The 22878-nt window shown below is 47.4% G+C and carries 21 protein-coding genes and 1 pseudogene; 9 read left to right on the top strand and 13 right to left on the bottom strand.

From position 1 onward, the window contains the following. Positions 1-370: 370 nt before the first annotated feature. Positions 371-1123, top strand: coding sequence for a hypothetical protein (locus E5S67_RS02955; protein WP_172185319.1), 753 nt, complete (start codon positions 371-373; stop codon positions 1121-1123). A gap of 175 nt (positions 1124-1298) precedes the next feature. Here the strand turns inward: E5S67_RS02955 and glmU are convergent, their stop codons facing one another. Then, positions 1299-2693: a bifunctional UDP-N-acetylglucosamine diphosphorylase/glucosamine-1-phosphate N-acetyltransferase GlmU gene (glmU, locus tag E5S67_RS02950; protein WP_172185343.1), complete on the bottom strand. Its 1395-nt coding sequence runs from the start codon at positions 2691-2693 to the stop codon at positions 1299-1301. A 492-nt stretch (positions 2694-3185) separates the two neighbouring features. On the opposite strand from glmU, the gene E5S67_RS02945 reads away from it, so the two are divergent. Together E5S67_RS02945 and E5S67_RS02940 are read left to right on the top strand one after the other, a co-directional pair. Further along, the gene (locus E5S67_RS02945; protein WP_172185317.1) at positions 3186-4187 is read left to right on the top strand and encodes a prolipoprotein diacylglyceryl transferase; all 1002 of its coding nucleotides are present in this window, start codon (positions 3186-3188) and stop codon (positions 4185-4187) included. Positions 4188-4213: 26 nt separating this feature from the next. Beyond that, positions 4214-5038: a sulfurtransferase gene (locus E5S67_RS02940; RefSeq protein ID WP_172185315.1), complete on the top strand. Its 825-nt coding sequence runs from the start codon at positions 4214-4216 to the stop codon at positions 5036-5038. Positions 5039-5298: 260 nt separating this feature from the next. On the opposite strand, the gene E5S67_RS02935 is transcribed toward E5S67_RS02940, so the two are convergent. Continuing rightward, the gene (locus E5S67_RS02935) at positions 5299-6771 is read right to left on the bottom strand and encodes an MBOAT family O-acyltransferase (protein WP_172185313.1); all 1473 of its coding nucleotides are present in this window, start codon (positions 6769-6771) and stop codon (positions 5299-5301) included. Positions 6772-7408: 637 nt separating this feature from the next. Here E5S67_RS02935 and E5S67_RS32195 point away from each other — a divergent pair. After that, the gene (locus tag E5S67_RS32195) at positions 7409-7549 is read left to right on the top strand and encodes a hypothetical protein (protein WP_216670156.1); all 141 of its coding nucleotides are present in this window, start codon (positions 7409-7411) and stop codon (positions 7547-7549) included. Positions 7550-7664: 115 nt separating this feature from the next. Here the strand turns inward: E5S67_RS32195 and E5S67_RS02925 are convergent, their stop codons facing one another. The 7 genes from E5S67_RS02925 to E5S67_RS32190 form a co-directional block, all read right to left on the bottom strand. Further along, positions 7665-9203, bottom strand: coding sequence for an ATP-binding protein (locus tag E5S67_RS02925; RefSeq protein ID WP_172185309.1), 1539 nt, complete (start codon positions 9201-9203; stop codon positions 7665-7667). Then, a complete protein-coding gene (locus E5S67_RS02920; RefSeq protein WP_172185307.1) occupies positions 9200-10219 on the bottom strand; it encodes an ATP-binding SpoIIE family protein phosphatase in 1020 nt (339 codons plus the stop codon). Before E5S67_RS02920 ends, E5S67_RS02925 begins: the two co-directional genes overlap by 4 nt. Positions 10220-10496: 277 nt before the next feature. After that, positions 10497-10895, bottom strand: a complete 399-nt coding sequence (locus tag E5S67_RS02915; protein ID WP_172185305.1) for an anti-sigma regulatory factor — start codon at positions 10893-10895, stop codon at positions 10497-10499. A 171-nt stretch (positions 10896-11066) separates the two neighbouring features. Further along, positions 11067-11435: an STAS domain-containing protein gene (locus E5S67_RS02910; RefSeq protein WP_172185303.1), complete on the bottom strand. Its 369-nt coding sequence runs from the start codon at positions 11433-11435 to the stop codon at positions 11067-11069. 54 nt (positions 11436-11489) lie between these two features. Continuing rightward, positions 11490-12359 carry an STAS domain-containing protein gene (locus tag E5S67_RS02905; protein WP_172185301.1) on the bottom strand — a complete coding sequence of 290 codons (870 nt, stop codon included), beginning with the start codon at positions 12357-12359 and terminating at the stop codon, positions 11490-11492. Between the two features lie 116 nt (positions 12360-12475). Beyond that, positions 12476-12970: a D-glycero-beta-D-manno-heptose 1-phosphate adenylyltransferase gene (gene rfaE2, locus E5S67_RS02900; RefSeq protein ID WP_172185341.1), complete on the bottom strand. Its 495-nt coding sequence runs from the start codon at positions 12968-12970 to the stop codon at positions 12476-12478. A 571-nt stretch (positions 12971-13541) separates the two neighbouring features. After that, positions 13542-13715 (bottom strand): hypothetical protein, encoded by a 174-nt coding sequence (locus tag E5S67_RS32190; protein WP_216670155.1) that lies wholly within the window; start codon positions 13713-13715, stop codon positions 13542-13544. A gap of 48 nt (positions 13716-13763) precedes the next feature. On the opposite strand from E5S67_RS32190, the gene hpsJ-B reads away from it, so the two are divergent. Then, complete coding sequence (hpsJ-B, locus tag E5S67_RS02895; protein WP_172185299.1) at positions 13764-14594, top strand: hormogonium polysaccharide biosynthesis protein HpsJ; 831 nt, start codon at positions 13764-13766, stop codon at positions 14592-14594. A gap of 86 nt (positions 14595-14680) precedes the next feature. Continuing rightward, positions 14681-15598 carry a glycosyltransferase family 2 protein gene (locus E5S67_RS02890; protein ID WP_172185296.1) on the top strand — a complete coding sequence of 306 codons (918 nt, stop codon included), beginning with the start codon at positions 14681-14683 and terminating at the stop codon, positions 15596-15598. 206 nt (positions 15599-15804) lie between these two features. On the opposite strand, the gene glgB is transcribed toward E5S67_RS02890, so the two are convergent. From glgB to E5S67_RS02875, 4 genes and pseudogenes are all read right to left on the bottom strand, one after another. Then, a complete protein-coding gene (gene glgB, locus E5S67_RS02885) occupies positions 15805-18096 on the bottom strand; it encodes a 1,4-alpha-glucan branching enzyme (protein ID WP_172185293.1) in 2292 nt (763 codons plus the stop codon). A gap of 269 nt (positions 18097-18365) precedes the next feature. Then, positions 18366-18722 carry a glutathione S-transferase family protein gene (locus tag E5S67_RS33085; RefSeq protein WP_246276599.1) on the bottom strand — a complete coding sequence of 119 codons (357 nt, stop codon included), beginning with the start codon at positions 18720-18722 and terminating at the stop codon, positions 18366-18368. 178 nt (positions 18723-18900) lie between these two features. Then, a pseudogene (locus E5S67_RS33080) lies at positions 18901-19134 on the bottom strand (glutathione S-transferase N-terminal domain-containing protein); the annotation flags it as partial. Between the two features lie 164 nt (positions 19135-19298). Next, positions 19299-19544, bottom strand: coding sequence for a serine protease (locus E5S67_RS02875; protein ID WP_172185291.1), 246 nt, complete (start codon positions 19542-19544; stop codon positions 19299-19301). A 338-nt stretch (positions 19545-19882) separates the two neighbouring features. On the opposite strand from E5S67_RS02875, the gene E5S67_RS02870 reads away from it, so the two are divergent. From E5S67_RS02870 to E5S67_RS02860, 3 genes are all read left to right on the top strand, one after another. After that, complete coding sequence (locus E5S67_RS02870; RefSeq protein ID WP_172185289.1) at positions 19883-20461, top strand: hypothetical protein; 579 nt, start codon at positions 19883-19885, stop codon at positions 20459-20461. 291 nt (positions 20462-20752) lie between these two features. Beyond that, on the top strand, positions 20753-22660 hold the full coding sequence (locus tag E5S67_RS02865) for a peptidoglycan D,D-transpeptidase FtsI family protein (protein ID WP_172185287.1): 1908 nt from the start codon (positions 20753-20755) through the stop codon (positions 22658-22660). A gap of 13 nt (positions 22661-22673) precedes the next feature. Continuing rightward, positions 22674-22850, top strand: coding sequence for a hypothetical protein (locus E5S67_RS02860; protein WP_172185285.1), 177 nt, complete (start codon positions 22674-22676; stop codon positions 22848-22850). The last annotated feature ends 28 nt before the right edge of the window (positions 22851-22878 follow it).

The raw sequence follows: 22878 nt of genomic DNA, 5'->3' as shown, positions 1-22878 counted from the left end.
GCCCAAATCAATAACTAACGATAGTTAGGTAGGCACAAATAAACTTTACAATGTAACAGAATGTAAACCTAGTTTCACCTTTGCTATTACTTTCCTTCGGTTCGCGAAAGCTAATGTTTGACTCGCAATAACATAATTAATAAATTTTTAAGATTTATCTACTTTAAATCACGGAAAGCTATCTCAAACCCAGCCGCAAGTAAACTCGCGACATTTGTTGTTCCCGAGACATTTTAGTGCTAATCTATTAGCAAAATAAAAGGAATCGTGGCAAAGGACGACTTCAAATAATATATAAGTTAACAATTCGGCGGCTCGGGGTCAGGAAGTCGATCTGTAGCATCATTTTGGGAATCCAAAGGTGAGATAAATGAAAATAATTAAGCAAACAGCAACTGAATTAAGAATTCAGACTCAAAGCGTATTTGATTTTTGGCTCCCTAGTTGTTTATTAATGACATTGGGACTGATATCGCTGATTTTTGACTATCATGGAGCAACCCTGAGCTGCCAGCGATTGCAGGCCAAACAAGGAAACTGCCAGATTGTGCGATCGAATTTACTGGGGTCGAACATCAAAGAAATTCAGCTTACTTCTTTGCGGGGAGCAAAAGTTCAAAGATGCGGCTATAAAAGCAGAGTTGTACTTTTGACTTCTGTTGGCAATGTTCCTTTCACTGCTAACTCCACTAACTGGGGGAACCAAGACGCTGTTGCTTCTGACATCAATTTTTTTGTTAAAAATGCAAAGCATCGATTGCTGCGCTTAAGCCAAAACGAGCGCTGGTTGGGATTGACAGGAGGCATATTTTTGCTCGCAGCACTCGCAGCGATCGTGTTGAGAAATAATGAAACCTACAGCTTCGATGGAACTTTAAACACCTTGACTGTTAAACAGCGGGGTTTGTTGGCACGTAAAGTAATTCAATACTCTCTGTGCGAGATTTATGCCGTGGAAGTCGATCGAACAAAAGATCGGGATCATGACATTTGGTACGAAGTCAGACTGTTAGCTTGTGGAGGCTCTCGCATCTCCCTACCCCGCACGATGAATCCATACCAGCAAGCAAAAATCGCTAAAGCGATTAACAACTATCTGCACCAGCAAAATAACCAAAAATAGCCGAAGGCGATCGACCCGATTTCTCAAGGTTGCGGACTTACATATAAACCGGGTTTTTAACCAGAATCTCTGGTATAGCGCCATCGCTCCTGTTATCAAAACCCGGTTTCTTTGGTATCGACTGCGCAAGTCCCGATGCGAGTGGAAACTTATCATAGAAAAAGCGAAGAATTGTTCACTTTTTTGGTTCTTTCAACTTCCAACCTGGTTTGACAACTTGCCGGGAACGGGCAATTACTAAACAGTCATTCGGCACATCTTCCGTCACCACAGAACCCGCCGCTACAGTAACATCTTGCCCCAAAGTTATCGGTGCAACAAGCACGCTGTTGGAACCTATTTTAGTTTGATTGCCTATTTGAGTTTTGTGCTTGTTTTTTCCATCGTAATTTGCCGTAATTGTCCCAGCACCAATGTTGACTTTTTCTCCCAAAGTCGCGTCGCCTAAATAAGACAAGTGAGCGACATTACTTCGATCGCCGATTTGAGTATTTTTCAATTCTACAAAATTGCCGACGCGGCAGTTCGCCCCTATTTCCGCGTGTCCCCGCAAGTGTGCGTAAGGACCAATTCGCGAATTTTCCGCCACAATACTGTCAGAAACCACCGAATAAAGCACAGTTACATTTCCCCCAATGTGACTGTTTTCGATCAAACTGCCGGGGCCGATGCGACTCCCAGAAGCGATGGAAGTTTTTCCCCGCAAGTGAGTTTGCGGTTCAATTACCACATCCGGCTGCAACTCTACAGTATCGTCGATCGTAATGCTGTTGGGATCGAGCAGCGTCACTCCCGCCGTCATCCACTTGTCCTTTACCCGCGTTTGCAAAATATCGCAAGCTGTGGCTAAATGTTTGCGATCGTTAATTCCCAATATTTCTTGATAATCTTCGACATCCATCGCCATCACCGGACTGAGGAAATTGACCGTATCAGTTAGGTAATATTCTTTTTGGTCATTGTCTGCCTTCAATTCTGGCAAAATTTTCTCTAGATCCGGCCAGTGAAAGCAGTAAACACCTGCATTGATTCGGTGGTTTTGCTTTTGAGCTTGTGTGCAGTCGCGGTCTTCGACAATTTGCTCGACTAAGTTTTGACTGTCGGTAAATACTCGCCCGTACCCTTGAGGATTCGGCAAATTAGCGGTCAATAAAGTAGCAGAGTTTTGGTGTTGCTTGTGAACAGCAATCAATTGTTTGATAGTTTCTGCCCTCAGCAAAGGTACATCCCCATTTAAGACCAGCAAATCTCCTTGAAATCCCTCTAAGTGAGGCAGCAATTGTTGGATGGCGTGACCGGTTCCCAATTGTTCGGTTTGTTCGACAAATTCTAAGGGAGGAAATTGAGGAAATTGAGGATTGTCCGGTATTTCTTTACCACCTATCAAAGCTTCTTTCACGAGTTCGGCTCGATAACCGACGATGACAATTCGCCGGGAAATTTGAATTTCTTGACAACTTTGGAGGACTCGCTCAACTAGCGTTAGACCGCCCAATTCGTGTAGAACTTTGGGCAAGTCAGATTTCATGCGCGTGCCGCGTCCAGCAGCTAAAATTGCTATTGCTACCATTGTGCGATCGACTTTTTTGCTATAAAAACTTGAATATTGACTAACTGATGATATCACTCGCTGTCCGTCGATGGCACTGCGATCGCACAATTTTTTAATCTCAAATCTCGAATCCGCGCGATCGAGGCTTTTTCTAGCCGGATGTCGGTTTTAGGGGCGATGCTTGCGGCTCGACTTAACGCCGTTGCGCTATGTGGAGTTGCGCGGTCGGTATCAATTACCAGGTTAAAGCAGCGGTATTTGGCGGCCGGGCGGGAGGACTGAAGCCCTCACTACAAACCTGAGTTCGTTTCCTAGTAAAGAATGCAAGTCTTTTCCGAAGGGATGGGAGGGGGAGCGAAACTGATAATTTCCATCTTTGGGCTTGGATTTCCCGCGATACATTATACTATTTGTTGAATTTCAGTTAGGGTGTTTTCAACTTTAAAAAAACTATTTCTGACTTTTTCATTCCTTCTGCCTTCTACCTTCTGCATTATCAGGTGTCCAGCTATGACAGAGCTTAATTTTCAGGAACTTGCCAAGCAGGGAAATCTCGCCACTGCGATCGCATCTTGGCTCAACAGCCAGTTGCAATCTGAAGGCATAACAGCCTCCGCGAATCTCGACGGCGACTGTTTGGATGTAATTCTTGAGGCCGAGCAGGTACCGATAGAAGATACGTTAGTTGATTTTGTCCGCACCGAGCTGACGAATTTGCAGCCGGATTCGATTCGCAAAGTGAAGGTTGAGGGCCGAGAAAGCGGTCAGGTAGCTGCTGCTTGGAGTCAAGAGTTTAGTTTGGAAAACAGCAACTTTGAAGGACACAGCTTTGGGGAAGAATCGGCGCCAAATACTGGGGTTGCTAATATAGAGGATCGCATAGAGATGGAAAGCAATATTGAGGAAGAGAAACCGCCGGAACTTGCTGCATTTGAGAACCGACTGCGATCGACTTTCATTGTAGTTGGGCTGGTGACGGGTATGTTGGCGATCGCCGTGGTGGCGTTTGTCGGTAAAATTTTGAACCAGCCTGTTGCAACTGCGGGGAATAATCTCGATGAAACAGCAGATTTAGCAACTGCACCAGATACTTTTCGAGAAGCCGTTAACAGCGCACTCCAAGCAGCAGAATTGGGGCGATCGGCAAAAACCAAGGAAGATTGGACGACAGTTACAGATCGCTGGCAAGAAGCGGTCTCATTAATGAGAAGAGTACCGGTGTCTAGCCCCAACCATCAACTAGCTCAAGCAAAAGTGATCGAGTATCAGAAATATCTGCTTTACGCTCAAGAAGCAGCAGTAAATCCCCCTCCGCCAACTCCAACTCCGGCACCAGCCGAAAAAGCACCTTCGGATAAAGCAACTCCTAAAAAATCTAATTCGCAAAAAGAAACTTCGGATAAAGCAACTCCTAAAAAATCCAATGCTGAAAAAAGAGCTTCGGAGAAAGCAACTTCTAAGAAATCTCCTCCCGACCAAGCAGAACCAGAGAAAAAAGCTCCTTCCCGATAGATGTTAAAACAGAGATTTGAAGAATTATGACTGACAACACTTTAATCGTTTCTCCTGAATGGTTAGCCACCAATACCGACAATCCGCAAGTTGTAATTATTGACTGTCGGTTTGCCCTCGCCGACCCTGAATTGGGACAAAAACAATATCAAGAAAGTCACATTCCCGGAGCTTTCTATTTAGATTTAAACCGCGACCTCGCAAGTTCAGTTGGCAAACACGGCGGCAGACATCCGCTGCCAAATATTGAAGAGTTAGCTGATAAATTGAGCGCCATCGGCATTAATTCAGCAGAAACTTTAGTCGTCGCTTATGACGATTCGCGGCTGGCTTTTGCGGCTCGTTTGTGGTGGCTGCTGCGATATATGGGACACAGCAAAGTCGCTTTGTTAGATGGCGGTTTCAGCGCCTGGAAAGCGGGGGGCTATCCGGTAACAAATATTTTGCCAGAACCCCGCGAGGGTAACTTTGTTGCCCACTTGCAGCAGGATTTGGCGGTAGATATTGAGGCGGTAAAAGAGCGTAAAGACTTGCCGGGAAATGTTTTGGTTGATTCGCGAGAAAGCGAGAGATATGAAGGTTTGCGGGAGCCGATCGACCCCATTGCAGGTCACATTCCGGGTGCGGTTAACTATCCTTGGCAAGGGGTGACGGATGAAACTGGAAAAGTGCGATCGACCTCCGAACAAAAACATCGGTGGGCGGAATTAGAAAAAGCGGAAGAAATCATCGTTTATTGCGGTTCTGGGGTGACAGCTTGCGTCAATTTACTGTCTTTAGAAATCGCCGGGATTCCCGATGCTAAACTTTATGTCGGTAGCTGGAGCGACTGGTGCTCTTATCAGTTATAGGGTGCACTCCTTGAGATGATTGTTGAGTGTTGATTGTTGAGTGTTGATTGTTGACTGTTGACTGTTGACTGTGATTTCTAGGGTGGGCACCGCGCACCAAAGCGGGGAATCACTTCGGCGCACCTTACGGGGAATAAAAGGAAAATCAAATATAGCAACCGCCAAGACGGTTAGGGCGTTGTTAATGGCTGAAACGATTGATTTTATTGCTTCTTCCTTCTTCCTTCTTCCTTCTTCCTTCTTCCTTCTGCTATAATACCCTAAAAATCAAAATAAATATAAGGCAAACCGCCTTCGGGAGCCAACACCCAAACCGCATACAAACAAAGCGGTACTAACACCAATTTCATCGGCCAATTTAACTCCAATTTCAAACCCCGACTCAAGGCATAATTCCCCAGCATCGCCGCAGCCAAAGCCGCCAACATCCAAGTTAAATGCACTCTTTCCAAACCCAAAGCTTCCACATAAACTTTATCTGCAAACTGCACGTCAGCAGCGTGTCCCCACAAATGCGAAATCGCCCATCCAGAATCCTTTAAATCGGGAAGGCGGAAAAATATCCAACTACCAAAAACCATCGCCTGAGTCAACAGCCAACCGATCGCAATCCCGATCGGATTTTCCCACAAAAACTCAATCCGCAACCGCTTAAACAACACATCAGTCAGCCGGTGAACCGCCAAAGCCAAACCGTGCAAACCTCCCCACACAATAAATCCCCAAGCCGCCCCGTGCCAAATTCCCGCAATTAACATGACGAGGGACAAATTCAGACAAGTGCGCCACAAACCGACTCGCGAACCCCCCAAAGGAAAATACAAATAATTGCGCAACCAATCGCCTAAAGTCATGTGCCATCGCCGCCAAAAATCGGCTATGCTGGCACTAAAATAAGGGAAATCAAAATTGGGTGGCAAATACCAACCCAGCAGCAAAGCTGTACCGCGCGCCATGTCAACATAGCCACTAAAATCGAGATAAAGTTGCAGCCCGTAAGCAAAAATCGCCAGCCACAAATCCTCGCTACCCGCCCGCTGCAAATTGGTAAAACTTAAATCGACATAAATTCCCAAGTTATCTGCAAAAAGACCTTTTTTTACTGCACCGAAGGCGATCGTCCAAAGTGCCTCAGAAAGGCGATCGGGCGTCGGAAATTTCTGGGTTTTTAGTTGATTGATCAAGTTGTGATACCGAGTAATCGGGCCGGAAATCAGTTTCGCAAAAAACAACTTGTAAGCAGCAAAGTGCAGCAGCGAAGTAGCAGCCGGTGCGCCTCGGTACACGTCAATCAAATAAGCAATGCACTCAAAACAAAAGAAACTCAATCCCAGGGGTGCGATGACGTGACTTTTCACCCAGTCAGCACCGTCGAGAGCAAAAGGCCAATTTAACAAAGTGCCGATCGAACTCAATAAAAAAGGCACATACTTAAAGCCCAGAAGCAGCAACACATTCAGGCAAATTCCTATCCACAGCAGCCACAAACGGCGGCGGTTCCAAGATTCATTAGCAATCCGCCAATCCAGAGGTTCCCCAATCGCCATCGCCAAGCAGTAATTAAACAGAATGCCGGCTAACAGCAGAGGAATATACCAAATTTGCAGCGAAGCGTAAAAAATCAGACTACCAACCAGCATGATGAACAGCCGCCCCCACCTTACCGGAACCAACCAGTAAGCCGCAAATAAAACTAGCAGAAACAGGGCATATTGAAGGGAGATGAAAGTCATAGAATTTTAGATTTTAGATTTTAGATTTTAGATTTGGGAATGGCTTACTCTGTAGGGGTTTGGATCTTGCTTAGAGTTGCATTATTTTTTTAAAAAGGTGTCATTTTTCACTAATAAATAAGCTCGGATATTCGATCGAGACATGGCCCCGTACCCAATGCGTGTCAACAATCGGGCTAAAACCCTCTGTATATCTCATTTTTACCCCAGCCTGGATACCCCTCGCCTCCGCCTTAAAAACGGGGATTTTGAAAGTCCTTCCAGTTCCACCCTTAAGAAGGGGGGCGAGAGATCTCGGTACTCGCTCAACTAGCGATATTTATCCTGGATTTTAGCCGCTGACACGAAAAAAGGCACTGCCTAAGTCCCTACTATATTGTCGGCCACTGAGAACTGCTATATTTTACAGCACCAATGTTAAATGCTGTTGCAATTTAAATAAATATTGCCTGCTATCAAACACTACCAATTTTTAAAAGTCTTGCTACAATCCTTGATCTTATACTAATTATTAATTTTCCCAGATACCCGTAAGGACTTAGGCTAAGCCTAAGTCCTTACAGAGGCTCGCATACATCATACAATCTATATATGCAGCAGTAATTTTCAGAATTATTATAAATTAACTCCTGCATTCATGCGAGCGGATTTAATTGGAGCGATCGCCTGCGGGCGGGAGGTATTCGTTTTAGAAAGCACCGCAACTGTATCGGCAGACAAATTATCCTATTCCCAAATTTCTCAAGGTTTTGAAGTCATCACGATAGCAGGTATTTGACCAGTAGCCCGATCCGATTTCAACTCTTCCAAAACCTCAAATCCAGTCACATCCGGCATCATAATGTCGATCAAAATTGCGATCGGTTCCTCAAAAAGCAACCGATCGCAATTTTTCAGCACCGTTGGCGGTCTCGATCGCTGTACAATGAATTTGTGCCCACAAGTTTTTCAGCAAATACGGAAAAACTATCTTCATCCTCCACAATCAAAACTTTTGCTGCTGAATCCGGCGCTGGCGATCGAGAATCTGCAATCGCCAGCGGTATTTCATCTCCCTTACCAGCCGACAGTTCCCAAAAGTTTTCTTCATCTCCAGCATAGACGATCGGCAGTTTGACCAAAAAAGTCGAACCCACTCCCGGCGAACTGGTGATTTCAATATTTCCTCCCAGAAATTCTGCCAGTTTTTTGCACAGAGACAATCCCAATCCGGTGCCTTTGACGCGCTTCTGCAAGGGATTTTCGAGTTGGACAAATTCTTCAAAAATCCGCGTTCGATCGGCTGGGGAAATGCCGATCCCCGTATCTGTTACGGAAAAAGTAATTGTTCCCCCGTCTCCTATTTCTGCAGCAACTTGAACTTCGCCTGCTTCGGTAAATTTGAGGGCATTAGAAATCAGATTGCGCAAAATCTGAGCAACTTTTCCCTCGTCTGTGGTGAGGGTTGGAAGTTCGAGAGGGGCTTCAAAAATCAGAGCAACATCCGAGTTTTGGGGCAGCAGAGGGCGCATCATGCCCCGCAGCGCGCTGAACAAATCTTCGACTTCAAAATCAGCCACGCGAGCAGTTAGTTTTCCGGCTTCCACTTTGGCTAAATCTAACGAGTCGTTGACAAGTTCTGCGAGAGACTGGGCGGATTTGTAAATGTAATTTACTTGCTTGTCCTGTTCGGCTGAAAGTTCTCCGTCGAGGCGATGTAACAATATTTCGGAAAGGCTCATAATTGCCGTTAGCGGAGTGCGAAACTCGTGGCTCATATCGGAGAGAAAGCTGGTTTTGAGTTCGCTGGCGCGCCGGATGGATTCGGCTTTGTCGTTCAATTCGGCGTAAAGTGCCACGACTCCGCGATTGGTATCTTCTAGTTGTTGATTTAATTGTACGAGTTCTTCTTGACGCTGGCGGAGTTCGTCTAATGTGCGCAGTAACTCTTGATTTTGCTGCTGAATTTCGGCATAGGGATCTTCTGGAATTTGGCGCGCTAGTTTGTCAACTAATTGATTTAGTTCGATCGCACTCAGCGCAGGCATCTGTTTGGAAAACTGCTTAACTAATTGTACACACGTTCCGCGATCGGGCCCTGAGTCGATTTTCACTTCGTCCATCAACCGTTTCGCTGCTGCTAAACCGAGTCCCGCGCCGGTTTGCGATCGAAAATTGGGGCCCAACACAGTCGCTAAATCCGCAATTCCCGGCCCGGTGTCAGAAATCCGAGTCCGAAAAATTTGGGGCGATTCCCCTTCCACAATGAATTCTACTTTGCCGCCGCCTGCATATTTGAAAGCATTGCGGGCAATTTCGGAAACTGCTGTGGCGATGCGGGTTTGTACTTGGGAATCGAATCCCAGCCCTTTAGCAATTTGGCGAGCTCTTTGGCGTACTTGTACGATGTCTTGTTCAAAGCGGACTTCCGTCGTCAGGATTGGGTAACTCACGCTGCTTCTCTCACCTTGGCTACTATAACTGTCATGTCATCGCGAGTGCGTTTGAAGTCCCGGTAGAGCACGGCTGCGATTAAAGCAGGATGTCTGGAGGCTAAACCCGGGTAGCGGTTTAAATTCCACTGCGCTGCCAAACCGTCGGAGTGCATGATGAGTAGGGACTGCTGCGACCAAGGATAGACAAATTCTGCTACTTTTCGCATCATATGTCCAACTGTGCCGTTGTAGGAAACCATGCTTCGGGTTTGGTTGTCTGTGACCACTACACCGCTGATGTTGCCAATTCCGGCAAAACAAATTGTTTGTTGGGTACGATCAATTTGGGCGATCGCCGCAGCCGCTCCTCTGGTATTTTTTAAAGCAGCGTGCGCCTTCTCTAAAATTGCTTTCGGCCCCAGTTTAGCGTTTTCCTCAAATACCCGCACTGCTTCCTGAGACGCTTCCTGGGCCAAATCCCCGTAGCCGAGCCCGTCTGCAACTAAAATCAGGTTTTTGTCAAGGTGATTTTCCGCAGCCCAGGAATCCCCGCAAATTTCCTCTCCTGTTTTGGGCAAGTGGACTACCCCAAATTCCAAGTAATTGCTGTTTTGGGAGGCTTCCCGGCTATTTTGGGTCGGTTCCAGCCGCATTAATAAGGCTGTCCCCAGTTTCGGTACAGAATGAATATCAAAAAAAGTAGAGAGGCGTTTAATTGCCCCCAGTCCGGTTCCCGGGGTTCCCGCTGTAGAAAAACCGTCCCGCAGACACAGCGCGACATTTGCCATTCCCTGCCCCCGGTCTAGCGCTATTATTTCAATGCTACATCCTGCCGCTGTTTTTAATGTTCGCAGCAAAAGTTCTCCTTCGCGGCCGTGTTTGACCAGGTTTTTTGCTGCTTCGGTAATAACAATTGCCACTTTACCGCGATCGGTCTCGTTAAATTCTAGTTCGGCCGCGAGGGCGACTGCGATTCGCCGCGCTTCTCCAACTTGACTTTCTTCTGTTACGGGCAGGGCTATCGCATCTCTCATTATTTTGTAGTTCTCATCTTAAGCTGGCGCGCATTGAAAAACGAAAAATTCAGCAGTCATTAGTGACCTCACAAACCCGATTTCTTCCTAGGTTTCTACTCACCAAAAGCAAAAATCGTAGAACAGGAACCTGATTTCTAGCCCCCCATGCGTCAGTATTCAGCAGTAATTAGTGACCTCACGAACCCACTTTCTTCCTAGATTTCTCCTCACCAAACGCAAAACTTGTAGAAACCGGGCTTCTAGCCCAATCTCTCCCACTCTCCCCCAATCTTCCTCACCGCCAGCGGACGATCACAATTTTAGTCCCCTTACCCACTTTGGAAACAATCTCAAATTCGTGCATCAACCGCTTAGAACCACTGAGCCCCAAACCCAAACCCTGATTAGAAGTATAACCGTCAGTCATTGCCAATTCTAGGTCTGGAATTCCCGGGCCCTTGTCTTCAAATGTCAGCCGCAGCCCTTTGCGGGTACCTAATTGGAGCGTTTCGAGAGTTACAGTTCCCCCTTTACCGTAGTCTACAGTATTGCGGGCGAGTTCGCTGGCTGCGGTAACGATTTTTGTTTGGTCTACTAAACCGAATCCCATCGCTATAGCCCAAGCTCGCACTTGCTGTCGGACGTGGACTATATCGGATGACGATCGGATTTCTAGTGTCTCACGTTTTGACATGGCGGCTACTGTACCAAAATAGAACTTCTCCACAAAACATAGGACTTACGCTCATCAACTTAGTTTCTCCTTATAAATCTTAAGTTTGTCAACAATGTATCTACAAACAAACCAGATTTCATAACTGCATATGCCTAAGTCATGAGACAATTTATCGACTGCTTACGCTTTCTAATCAGGAGACAAAGCCAAGGATTTTCTCAACAAAACCATGCCCTTTTCAACGCTTAAAGCTGTGCGAACTCCTGTTAGGGAAAGCCCCAACTCAACGAGGGTAATCGCAACCGCTGGCTGCATCCCGACCACAACTGTTTCAGCATCTAAAATTCGCGACATACTAGCGATATTGTTGATGATGCGACCGATAAAAGAATCTACTATTTCTAGGGAAGAGATTTCTATTAAAACACCTTTAACTCCTGTTTTTACGATGCGGTTTGTCAGGTCGTCTTGCAAAGTCATTGCTAAGCGGTCGTGCATATCTACTTGAATTGTTACTAGCAGAAATTCTCCCATTTGTAAAATCGGTATTCGTTCCATAATTTACCTATATTTTAGCTTTCAATTAAAAATTTATTCCCCCAGTCAATATTCTTATCTTTCCTCTTGAATATTTTTTATAGTTAAACCTTGGCGCTGCAAAGCGACTTTAAAAGCATCTGCTAAAGTCGCTTTTGTCAGAATATCCTGCAAGTCAACTCCCAAATGAACTATGGTTTGAGCTATTTGCGGGCGAATGCCGCTGATGATGCACTCAGTACCCATTAAACGGGCGGCGGCGACAGTTTTTAATAAATGTTGAGCAACTAAAGTGTCAACAGTCGGCACGCCTGTAATGTCTAAAATCGCAAATTCTGAGCCGGTTTCCATGATTTCCTGCAACAGAGTTTCCATGACTATTTGAGTGCGGGCGCTGTCGAGAGTCCCGATCATGGGTAATGCGAGAATTCCTTGCCAAAGTTTGACTACGGGTGTTGACAATTCGAGCATTTCTTGCTGCTGGCGTTCGATGACTTCTTCGCGAGCTTTGAGAAAGATTTCTGTCACCCACAAGCCGAGCTGGTCTAATAAACTGGTGGAAAGCCAAAGTTGTTCGACAAGTGCGTCGCGGTTTTGTGTTAGTTCGTGACAAAGCCGATCGAACAATGGCTTTTTGAAGCATAAAATGAAACTCGCTATCTCTGAGGGAGTAAAGCCTCTCTGAACGCGCGATCGCGAAACTTCTGCTAGCAACAGCCGCATATTTTCCCATTCGGGTGTCTGGATGTCGCTCAAGTTACCGTGCCCCACTGCAATGTGGAGCAATTGCAGGAACTCTTGACACTCGGAGCGCAATTCTTTGGCTCTCATCAAGTCGTCCCGCCGCAGGCCGGTATTTTGCAGTTCTTTGAGCCAGTCTGCTAGTAGCTCTGCTTTGTGTCTTTCTAGGATTTCCGCGATCGTGTTATTGCTTGTGAGTTCCATTAAAATTATCTCCTGCTTAGCAATTGGGATGAAGTTGTACGAACGATCGCACTTTAGTATTTCTTGATGGGGCAATTTCTGAGTTTAGCTCATTGTTTGCTGTTTGCGATCGATGGTTAAGTACCTAATTGCAAAATGCGTTTGACGATCGCACTGGTAGAACTCGGAACTTCTATTTTGATTAAGGAAATCTTACCGCCTCCAGCGATAACAGCCGGTGCTTCCGGCAGAGTTTCGAGTTGATAGTCGCCTCCTTTAACGTATATATCAGGCTTCAGGATATTTATCAGTTTAGTTGCTGTAATCTCGGAAAAAATTACTACGGCATCTACTGGTTTGAGGGCGGCCAAAACTTCGGCTCGCTGATTTTCCGGTACGATCGGGCGAGGTGGCAATCCCTGCTCCTGCGGTTTGATAGCTTGCACGCTGGCGTCGCTATTCAAGCCCACCACGAGCGATCGCCCCAAATTTTTTGCCGCCTGCAAATAGCGGACGTGGCCAGCGTGTAGGATATCGAAGCACCCGTTAGTAAACACCATCGGACGCCAGTTGTCCGGATCGGATGCGATCGATCTTTCAAGTTCTCTCAACCTGTAAACACCAGAAATCATTGCATTCATTACCAGCAAATTTGAACAGCCCTCAATCATCATACCCAAAAATGTGCTATTTTCACTTTTCCTATTGAACAATTAATCACTAAAACTGCCAAAAATTAGTAGTTGGCGATTAGTAATTTGCAATTAGTAATTAGTGACTTTTAAGCAAGAAGGAAGAAGTAAAAAGTGCCTTCGGCTTCGCGAGTAGCTAAACAGAAGGAAAAAGGAAAAAACACGTACTCGTGTATCTGTGACAGTCGGATCGTGCTGCTGGTAATTGTAGGTTAAAAAGGTTGGGAAACAATTATTTATTCCACCCCTCTCTTATATCAATTAGTATAAGACAGGGGATTTAGTTCCACTGCCTCTCGCAGGCGATCGGGTAGTGGGAGCCCTAGGGGGTGAAACCCTACGAAACGCGCTCCTGCTGTGTCTATTATTTCTGACACCGCCGCGCGAGCGAAAGCTAGTTAAAAGCACCGAACCCAAGCGTGCAGAGCTCATCTTTACGCTGCATTCGTCAGACTATAAAAGAAGCCAGCAGTTGCTTGCAGCAGTTTCTGGGCGCTATCTTGACCAAGCTTTACAGCCACCCCAGAAGCGTGTCGCCTCCTGTGCCCAACTCTGCATACCTGTGCAGAAACTCGACCCTTTGCGGTCGCAACCGCAGCCTGTAAAAACCCAGAGGAAAGTCGAGGTGGGTACCCGAAGCACCTATTTTGGTGGAAAATAGCTTAACTCGTTCAACACAATCCACTCAACTACCCCCTTGAATCTAACGGTGTAGAATTATCTCACAGGAATTATGAAAGCAAGTAATAGCCGTCAATTTTCTTCAGTAGCTGCTCGAACTCTAAAAGTAGTCGGGATTATCTTGATTCTCTCTGCTTTGCTTGACTGCATTGTTCTGTCGCTGCCGGGAGAAACTTCGGACCTTCTCAATCGAGCCTGGCAGTTGGCCGCAGCAACTCAGATAGTTGACAGGGGCATTATTCCTTTGATGGGTATCGCCTTGCTGATGACTGGCTTTTGGGTTGACAGCAGCAGCGGAGTCTCTATTGAGCGACGCAAGGTTTGGCTGGACTTGCGATTCTGGGCGCTGTTGATTTCCAGCTTGTTAGGTATAGTTTACCTATTTCTGGTTCCCGTTCACCTCAACAATACTCGTTTGGAACTCAAAGATGCTCTGGCTCAAGTCGATCGAGAAGCGGGACAAGCGGAAGGTCAACTTGAGGCGCAAATTAAAAGCGATCAGTTTAAAGCTCAGGTAGAACAGCTCAAAAGCCAGCGGCGCACCCAGATAGCCGCGCTGCTGCAAGACGACGGGAAGCTGCAACAAGCCCTCCAGAGCTCAGATGTTCCCCAGGAATTGAAAGCCGTGCTTCGGAATTCCAAAAATGACCCGAAAGCCCTCGACAACTTCCTGGAACAGCAAGCTCAAGAACTGCCCGCTCAAGCTCGCAACGAGATTCGCACCCGCAAGCAACAAAAAGAGAAAGAATTAAGAACTCGATCGAGAAATTCGAGTTTGCAGACGGGAATCAGCAGTTTGTTGTTAGCGATCGGCTACATTACTGTTGGTTGGACGGGATTGAGAAGTATGGGAATTCTGCGGTTTGGCCGCCGCAAAATTTGACCGGCGCTGGCAGGGATCGCGCTGGTCGAGACATCCCTGAGAAATAGTTTGTTTACCCAATAGTTTGCCATTACTGAAAGCTGGGAATGTTCTCAATTTATATTCTGACTTACAACGAAGAGATTGATATCGCCGCTTGCATTGAATCGGCGCTGCTTTGTGACGATATCATTGTAGTTGATTCTTTCAGCACCGATCGCACCCTTGAAATTGTTCAGAACTATGCCGTGCAAACAGTGCAGCACCGCTTTGAAACTCACGGACGCCAGCGGACTTGGATGCTCCAAGAAGTCCCATGCAAATACGAATGGGTTTACATCCTCGAAGCTGACGAGCGGATGACGCCTGCACTGTTTGCTGAATGCTTAAAGGCGATCGAAAGTCAAGAATATATCGGCTATTACGTAGCTGAAAAAGTAATATTTATGGAGCGCTGGATTCGCCGCAGCACTCAATATCCCCGCTATCAAATGCGCCTGTTTCGCAAAGACCGAGTGTGGTTTACTGACTACGGTCATACTGAACGGGAAGTCTGCAACGGGCCTACTCACTTTTTGAAGGAAACCTACCCTCACTATACTTGCAGCAAAGGTCTTTCCCGCTGGATTGAAAAGCACAACCGCTACTCGACTGACGAGGCGGCTGAAACTCTCCGCCAATTAGAAGCCGGTCAAGTAAATTGGTGGGATTTATTGTTTGGCGCGTCGGAGGTGGAAAGGCGCCGCGCTTTGAAAGATTTTTCTTTGCGCTTGCCTTTGCGGCCTGTGGTGCGCTTTTTCTATATGTATATTTTACTGGGCGGATTTCTTGACGGTCAAGCAGGATTGGCTTGGTGCACGCTGCAAGCTTTTTATGAATATCTAATTTTGCTGAAAGTTTGGGAAATGAAGCATCTACCACTGCCAAAATTAGAGGTAGTGGCAGAACAATCTATTTCGGAAGTAGTAACCGTTGATTCGCCTCAAGTTTCTTATAATCTTGGCGCTTCCGATACTCGAAATTAAAAATTGGTAATGGATAATTGGGAATTGGTATTACATCCGTTAAATCCGAAGCAAGCGAATCCGTTGCCGAACTTCCTTGTTTCGCCACAACAAAACAGAAAAAACCCGGTTTCTTGGATAAACCGGGTTTCTAAATACCCTCAAAGTTTTACGATTAAGAAAGTTTTGATTGTTAACTCAAAACTCTCACCACTCAAAAATTAAAACTATTGAGAGTTAAGCATCGCTGTTTTTGCCCGATCGATCTTTAAAATCAACACACCCAAAGGCGGCAAACACAAGTCGATCGAATAAGGACTGTTGTGGAACCACCACTCATCAGTCCACTTGCCTCCCAAATTCCCCATATTGCTGCCGCCGTACTCCCGCGCGTCGCTGTTAAACAACTCCGTATAGAAACCCTGTTCCGGAACTCCTACGCGATAGTGAGAGTGGGGCTGCGGCGTAAAATTGCACACCGTCACCACAAACTCGTCCCCATCCTTCTCTCGGCGCACAAAGGCCACGACGCTGTGCCGGTTGTCTGTGCAATCAATCCACTCAAAACCATCCTCAGCAAAATCTTGACTGTAAAGTGCCGTTTCGCTGCGGTACAAATTGTTCAAATCCTTAAAAAACAGCTTCAACTTTTGGTGCGGATCGAATTGCAGCAACTGCCACTGCAAATCCCCCCAAACGTTCCACTCGTGCCACTGGCCGAACTCCATCCCCATAAAGATCGTTTTCTTTCCGGGATGAGCAAACATAAAAGTAAACAAACACCGCACGTTTGCAAACTTTTGCCATTCGTCCCCTGGCATTTTCCCTATTATATGAGCCTTGCCGTGGACTACCTCATCGTGGGACAAAGCCAGCATGAAATTCTCGCTGTGGTTGTACCACATACTGAAAGTTATGTTGTTCTGATGGAACTGGCGGAACCACGGGTCCATGTGGAAATAGTCGAGCATATCGTGCATCCAACCCATGTTCCACTTTAGGTTAAAGCCCAAGCCGCCTACATAGGTCGGCCAAGATACCATCGGCCAAGAGGTAGATTCTTCGGCGATCGACAGCGCACCCGGGAAATAGCTAAAAATGACATGATTCGCCTGCCGCAGAAAATCTGCGGCCTCGATATTTTCCCTACCTCCGTACTGGTTGGTCAACCATTCTCCGGGTTCGCGGCAGTAATCCAAATACAGCATCGAGGCGACCGCATCTACCCGAATCCCGTCGATGTGGTACTTGTCAAACCAGAACAGAGCGTTTGATACTAGGAAATTCCGCACTTCGTTGCGGCCGTAGTTAAATACTAGGGTTCCCCACTCTTTGTGTTCCCCCTTGCGGGGGTCAGCGTGTTCGTACAAGTGAGTTCCGTCAAAGAAAGCCAAACCGTGGCCGTCTTTGGGGAAATGTCCCGGCACCCAGTCCACCAGTACGCCAATGCCGTTGGCGTGGCACTGGTCAACAAAATACATGAAATCTTCAGGTTTGCCGTAGCGGGAAGTTGGGGCGAAATAACCGGTTACTTGATAGCCCCAAGAACCGTCGAAAGGATGTTCGGCGATGGGCAGCATTTCGATATGAGTGAATCCCAAATCTTTGACGTAGGGTATCAGCCGATCGGCTAATTCCCGGTAAGTCAGAAAGCGTGCCCCGGGATTGAGTTCCGAAACCTGCACGGCGGGTGCTATTTCCCCATTTGGTAGCACGGCGGGTTCGTCAGTAGCAGCGTGCAGCCAAGAACCGATGTGGCATTCGTAAACCGAAACCGGCTGGGTAAGTTGGTCTGTGTGCCGCCGCTGTTCGATCCAAGCGCTGTCGTGCCAAGTGTAGGTGCTTAAGTCGGTGACAATTGATGCTGTTTTCGGTCGCACTTCTTGCTGGAAACCGTAAGGATCGGACTTTTCGTAGGGATGTCCGTCTTGGTTTTTCACTTCGTATTTGTAGGAAGTTCCGACTTCTAGTCCCGGAATAAATAATTCCCAGATCCCGTTTTGCGATTTCCGCATTTGATGTTTGCGGCCGTCCCAATAGTTGAAATCTCCTAAAACAGAGACATTACGGGCATTCGGAGCCCAAACGGCAAAATATACTCCTGTGATGCCGCCTACTTCGGTGAGGTGCGCCCCGAGTTTTTCGTAAATCCGGTGGTGGTTGCCTTCTGAGAATAAGTGAAGGTCAAATTCTGTGAGTTTGGGCGATCGAAATGCGTAGGGATCGTAGATAAAGCGATCGTGTTCTCCTTCTTTGACCCGCAGTTGATAGTTTGCTAGTTCTGGGGTTTCGATCGTACATTCAAAAAAGTGAGGGTGATGCTCTGATTTCATCGGGTATTCGGCCCTGGCCTCGGGCAAAACTACCGATACCGCATCCGCATTCGGCAGATAAGCTCGGACGGCCCAGACTTTTTTGCCATTTTCTTCGATCGCGTGCGGGCCTAGCACTTCAAATGGATCGTGGTGCTGATTCCAAACAATCCGGTCAATCTGTTCAAAGGGGACGGTCGCGGGCATAAAACTACTTACCTCAATCTTTTGACTAAATGGCTTTCAAGACCTAGAGCGGCGCTGAACTTTACATTTCGATACATTTTTGATCGCTAATCGTACCACTGATTAGCATGATTTTGCCTGCCGCGGCTCAAGCGAGCGCGCTGGAGCCGCGACAGGCAATGTTATTACCTTGCCTGGGGCCCAGCTAGGGTTTTACTGCTAACTTCTAAGTATAGAAATATTAAAACAAATTGAAAAATTTATATTATCTCCCAAATACCCTTGACTTTTTATAAACTATGTGATACGCAATATTTTTCATCTTCTTGTCGATTTGCGACTGCCGCAGGGTCAAGGAGAGTAAGTGTTGGGGAGCAGCTAATCATTATATCTGAAATTTTCTGGCAGGGACGATCGCCCGATCGGTAGACTTTCACATACCGGAGGCTGGGTTTCCCCACAAAGTGCGTGAATTTGGGGAATGCTCGAAACACCCAAGGATGCTCAACTCGGTATTGAGGAATCAAAGCTAAAGGACTCAGCAGGGCGGCAGCAGAAATATCTGCCACGCTCAAGGAATTTCCTAGCAAATATATACCATCCTGCCAGCGACGGTGCAACAAACCTAAAGCAGAACTCAGGCGCAACGGGAGCGAGTTTTGCCCGGGCAGGCTTTATGCCGAACTGGGGCGCGCCAATTAAATCACTAACTGGCTCAAAACAGACGGGTCGATTTGCTTGCCCGTACCAGCGCGAAACTCGTAGTAAACAAATCGAGTAGCAATGGCGATGCTTTCATCGAGCCAGTCTTCGATCGTCTAAGCCTCAGCTTGCTTTACTCTCGTCTGCGGGCAACACTGGCAGGGAAGGAAAGCTAGACTCGATCGAGTGCAAAATTTGCGTCGAATCTGCGATCGCCTCCGGTTGACCCTTGAGTTGAGGCAGCAGCACTGGCACTGTCCTCAAACCTCCCGTTACAGGCTTGAGTTTCCAAACCAGCAGGCCGGGAGTCAAATTTTCAACTTCAAAGGCAATACCCTTGTAACCCAGCGCTAAGCGGACTTTGCGGCACTAAGGGGACGTACTGAACTTTAGTAAAAGCATCAGACTACAACTAACACCCAACTTGAGACCTAGACCGATGAGATGAAAAAATGCGAGGAGCAAACCATTTTTCACTCCCAGGCTAGGCTCGTTGGGCCAAGACTCTCGGATCGCCCTAGTTAGGGAGACTTTTTAGGAGAAGGGGAAGCAGTTCCACCAGCCCCAGCTCCACCAGCCCCAGCTCCACCAGCCCCAGGAGTGGCTTTTGGAGATGGAGAAGAAGCAGGAGGAGTAGTAGTAGTAGTGCCAGTGCCGCCAGGGGCGCCCGGAGAGGGGCTGGTGGGGCTAGTGGTATCTCCTCCGCAGGCGCCGAGGGTTACTGCCAAGCCCACTACCAAAGTCAAACGAATTAATCCCTTGTTCATAAAAACTCCTTAACATTGAAAACCCATCGCAAGGAAGGGAATAGTTTACTCGAGAAACAATGCTGGCACGAATAGCTCAACGATTCGCTCGTTGATTACAATACTGCATTTATTAATAAATTTCACATAGATTATCGCTATCCGGCAAAGATTTCTTTTTTTTTTGCAAATCCTGAAGTCAAAGAGACCAGTGGTAGGATGGGTTGGTTGGCTTGTGAGGTATCTTTGGTAAGGATAACCGATCGAACGCAGATGGCCACCACTGGCGATCGTCGAGACAAAAAATTCTTAACCTCAATCAAGCTGAAGCTACCCCACTTTACGTATTGGTGAACTCTATGACCGCTGCTATCAGATCCCCTGATTCTCCCCGCTCCCGATCGACCCGCAAGCCCGCTGCTGGCGCAGCCAAAAGCAAAGTTACTTCTATTGCCAAAGCTAGGCGGGCGAAGACAGGACCGGTATTGCCCAACTACTCGCCAGCCGACGAACAGGCTCAGGCTCGGCCGTCCGCATCGGTGCTGAAAGTTCTGCCAACTCACCAGCAGCAGCCAGTGTGGTTGCGATCGCTCTTGCAGGCACAGCGCCTCTCCTCAGTGGCAGCAGTTATGCTTTTGGGCGGTGCTATGAGTCTCTACGGCTTGACTGTTTACGGCGAGCAGCGCTGGAGTCAGGATTATCAAAAACTGGAAAGTCTGCGCCTCCAAGAACAGCAGTTGAGTGCTGCTAGCGAAGTCTTGAAACACCAACTTGCTAAAGAAGCCCAAAATCCAGAAACCGGTTTGGCTCCGCAGAGTCCTGGGGACACGATTTTCTTGCAGCCGGCCCCTGAAACCCGATCGCCCCTTGTGGCGGCACCAAACTCTGAGCCTGCTCTCAAGAATCGAGCCGGTGTGGAAACACCGCTGGGCTATTAAGCTTGTGTCAAAGTGGATAGTGCCCGAGGGCCTGAGTGTCCGAGGGCCCGAGAATTTAAGGATATAATTTCCTTTTTGGCTTTTTTTCAAGTTGCGCTCGATTTGCTTTTTCCCACCAGAAGTTAAAAATTAAAAATAATTAACACGACTTCAAAAACAAGAATGCAACTGTAGGTTTGCTCCAAACCCTGATAGCGATCGCTCATTCCCAAGTATTTCATTCTCTCTTCTAAAACCTAAATAAATTCTAAATTCTCAAATGATTTAACTTGCTATTGAATTTTTAATGCTATGAGCTACGACCCTCGTTTTGACCGCTACAGATCGCCCAACTTCAAACGCCCCAAACCTTCGGGCGATCGCACTGGGTGGGAAAAACAAGCCAAACCTAGAGCGAACGGCAGTTTCGGCCGATCGCCACAACAGACGGCTGCACCTTGGGGGCGGCCGGTGGAGCGTTTAAAACCCAGGAAGTTCCGTTTGTGGGCTGTGTGGGCGGTGTTGATGCTGGGGGGGCTGGGGCTGGCTGTGAATTTGTTTTATTTGCAGGTGACGCGAGCTCCGGCGCTGCGCAAACAAGCGGAGCAGCAGCAAACTCTCAAAACGAAGCCGTTTGTGCCGAGACGCCCGATAGTTGACCGCGCGGGGAATGTTTTGGCGATCGACAGACAGGTGTACACGCTCTACGCTCACCCGAAGTTGTTCAACCACTCGAAGGCGGAAATTGCTGCTAAGTTGGCTCCGATGCTGGCGATCGAACTGAGTCCGGGCACTACGTCGGAAACTGAACTGCTGCGCAGGTTTAATCTAGGTGAAAGCGGTATTACAATTGCGGACTCTCTGGCTCAAGAGGTTGCCGATCGCATCGCTCAGATGCAAATTAAAGACAGTCCGGTGGATGGCCTGGAGTTGCTGCGGCAGCAGCAGCGTTTTTACCCGCAGCAGGAGTTGGCGGCGGATATCCTCGGTTATGTGGACGGGGAACGGAAGGGACAAGCCGGGGTGGAATACAGCCAGCAGAATTTGCTGGAACGATCGATGCCGTCGATTCAGTTTAGCAGGTCGAGCAATGGGAATTGGGTTCCCGATCGGCTGACGGCGGGATTTGTGCAGCTTGATGATTTGAAATTGCAACTGACGATCGACAGTCGCTTGCAGCGGGTGGCCCGAGTTGCTCTCAAGGAAAAAATGAAGCAATACGAAGCAAAGCGGGGCACGGTGATTGTGATGGATGCCCGTAACGGGGAATTGCTGTCTGTGGTAGCGGAACCTTCTTATGACCCGAATCAATATTTTAATTTCGATTTGTCGCGCTATAAAAATTGGGCTGTAACTGATGTTTATGAGCCTGGTTCGACTTTTAAAGCAATTAATGTGGCGATCGCTTTGGAAGCGGGTGCTGTGAAACCTAATAGTGTGTTTAAAGACGAAGGTCGGATTTACATGGATGGCTGGACTATCCAAAATTCCGATTACAAAGTAGCCGGCGCGCGCGGCCCTTCCACTGTTACTGAGATTTTGAAACATTCTAGTAATGTGGGGATGGTGCACGTAATGAGAAGTATGAAAGCTTCTCTTTACTATCAAGCTTTAGAAAAACTCGGACTCGGACAAACTGCGGGAACTGATTTGCCTTTTGAAGTAACGAGTCAGCTTAAAAATCGAGAGCAATTTATTAACTCTCCGGTGGAAGTTGCTACTACGGCTTTCGGGCAGGGTTTTTCGATTACTCCGATGCAGTTGGTGCAGCTTAACGGAGCTTTGGCTAACGGCGGCAAGTTGGTGACTCCTCACGTGGTGCAGGGACTTTTTGATAGGGAAGGTGAAGCTTATTGGAAGCTTCCGAGGGCTGCTACAAAGCAAATTTTTTCGCCTGAAACTACTAAGCAGGTGTTAGAAATGATGGAAACTGTGGTTGATGGTGGTACGGGGAAAGCTGCACAAATTCCCGGGTATCGGATAGCTGGGAAAACGGGGACGGCTCAAAAAGCTAATTCTGGTGGGGGTTATTCTAAGGACGCGATTATTACTAGCTTTGTGGGGATCATGCCTGCGGAGGCTCCTCGGTATGTGGTGCTGGCGGTGATTGATGAGCCTAAGGAGGGTTCTTCGGGGGGTACGGTGGCGGCGCCGATTGTGGAGTCGGTGATGGAGGCGCTGATTTCTATTGAGAAGATTGCGCCGAGTAATAAGAAGTAGTTGATTATATCGTATGCTGCGTCATGAATTGACATCGCAGATAATCATCGACAACGAGGCTATGGAGGACACGGCAGTGCCGTTTCCCTACCCCAAAATAATCGATCGGGCGCGATCGGATATAACCATCGACAACACGGCTGTGGAGGACACGGCAATGCCGTTTCCCTACCCCAAAATTATCTATTAATTATTGTAGGGACACGGCACTGCCGTGT

The organism is Microcoleus asticus IPMA8 (assembly GCF_013179805.1).
In the GTDB taxonomy this organism is placed as follows: Bacteria; Cyanobacteriota; Cyanobacteriia; order Cyanobacteriales; family Microcoleaceae; genus Microcoleus; species Microcoleus asticus.
This window is presented reverse-complemented; position numbering and strand designations above follow the sequence as displayed.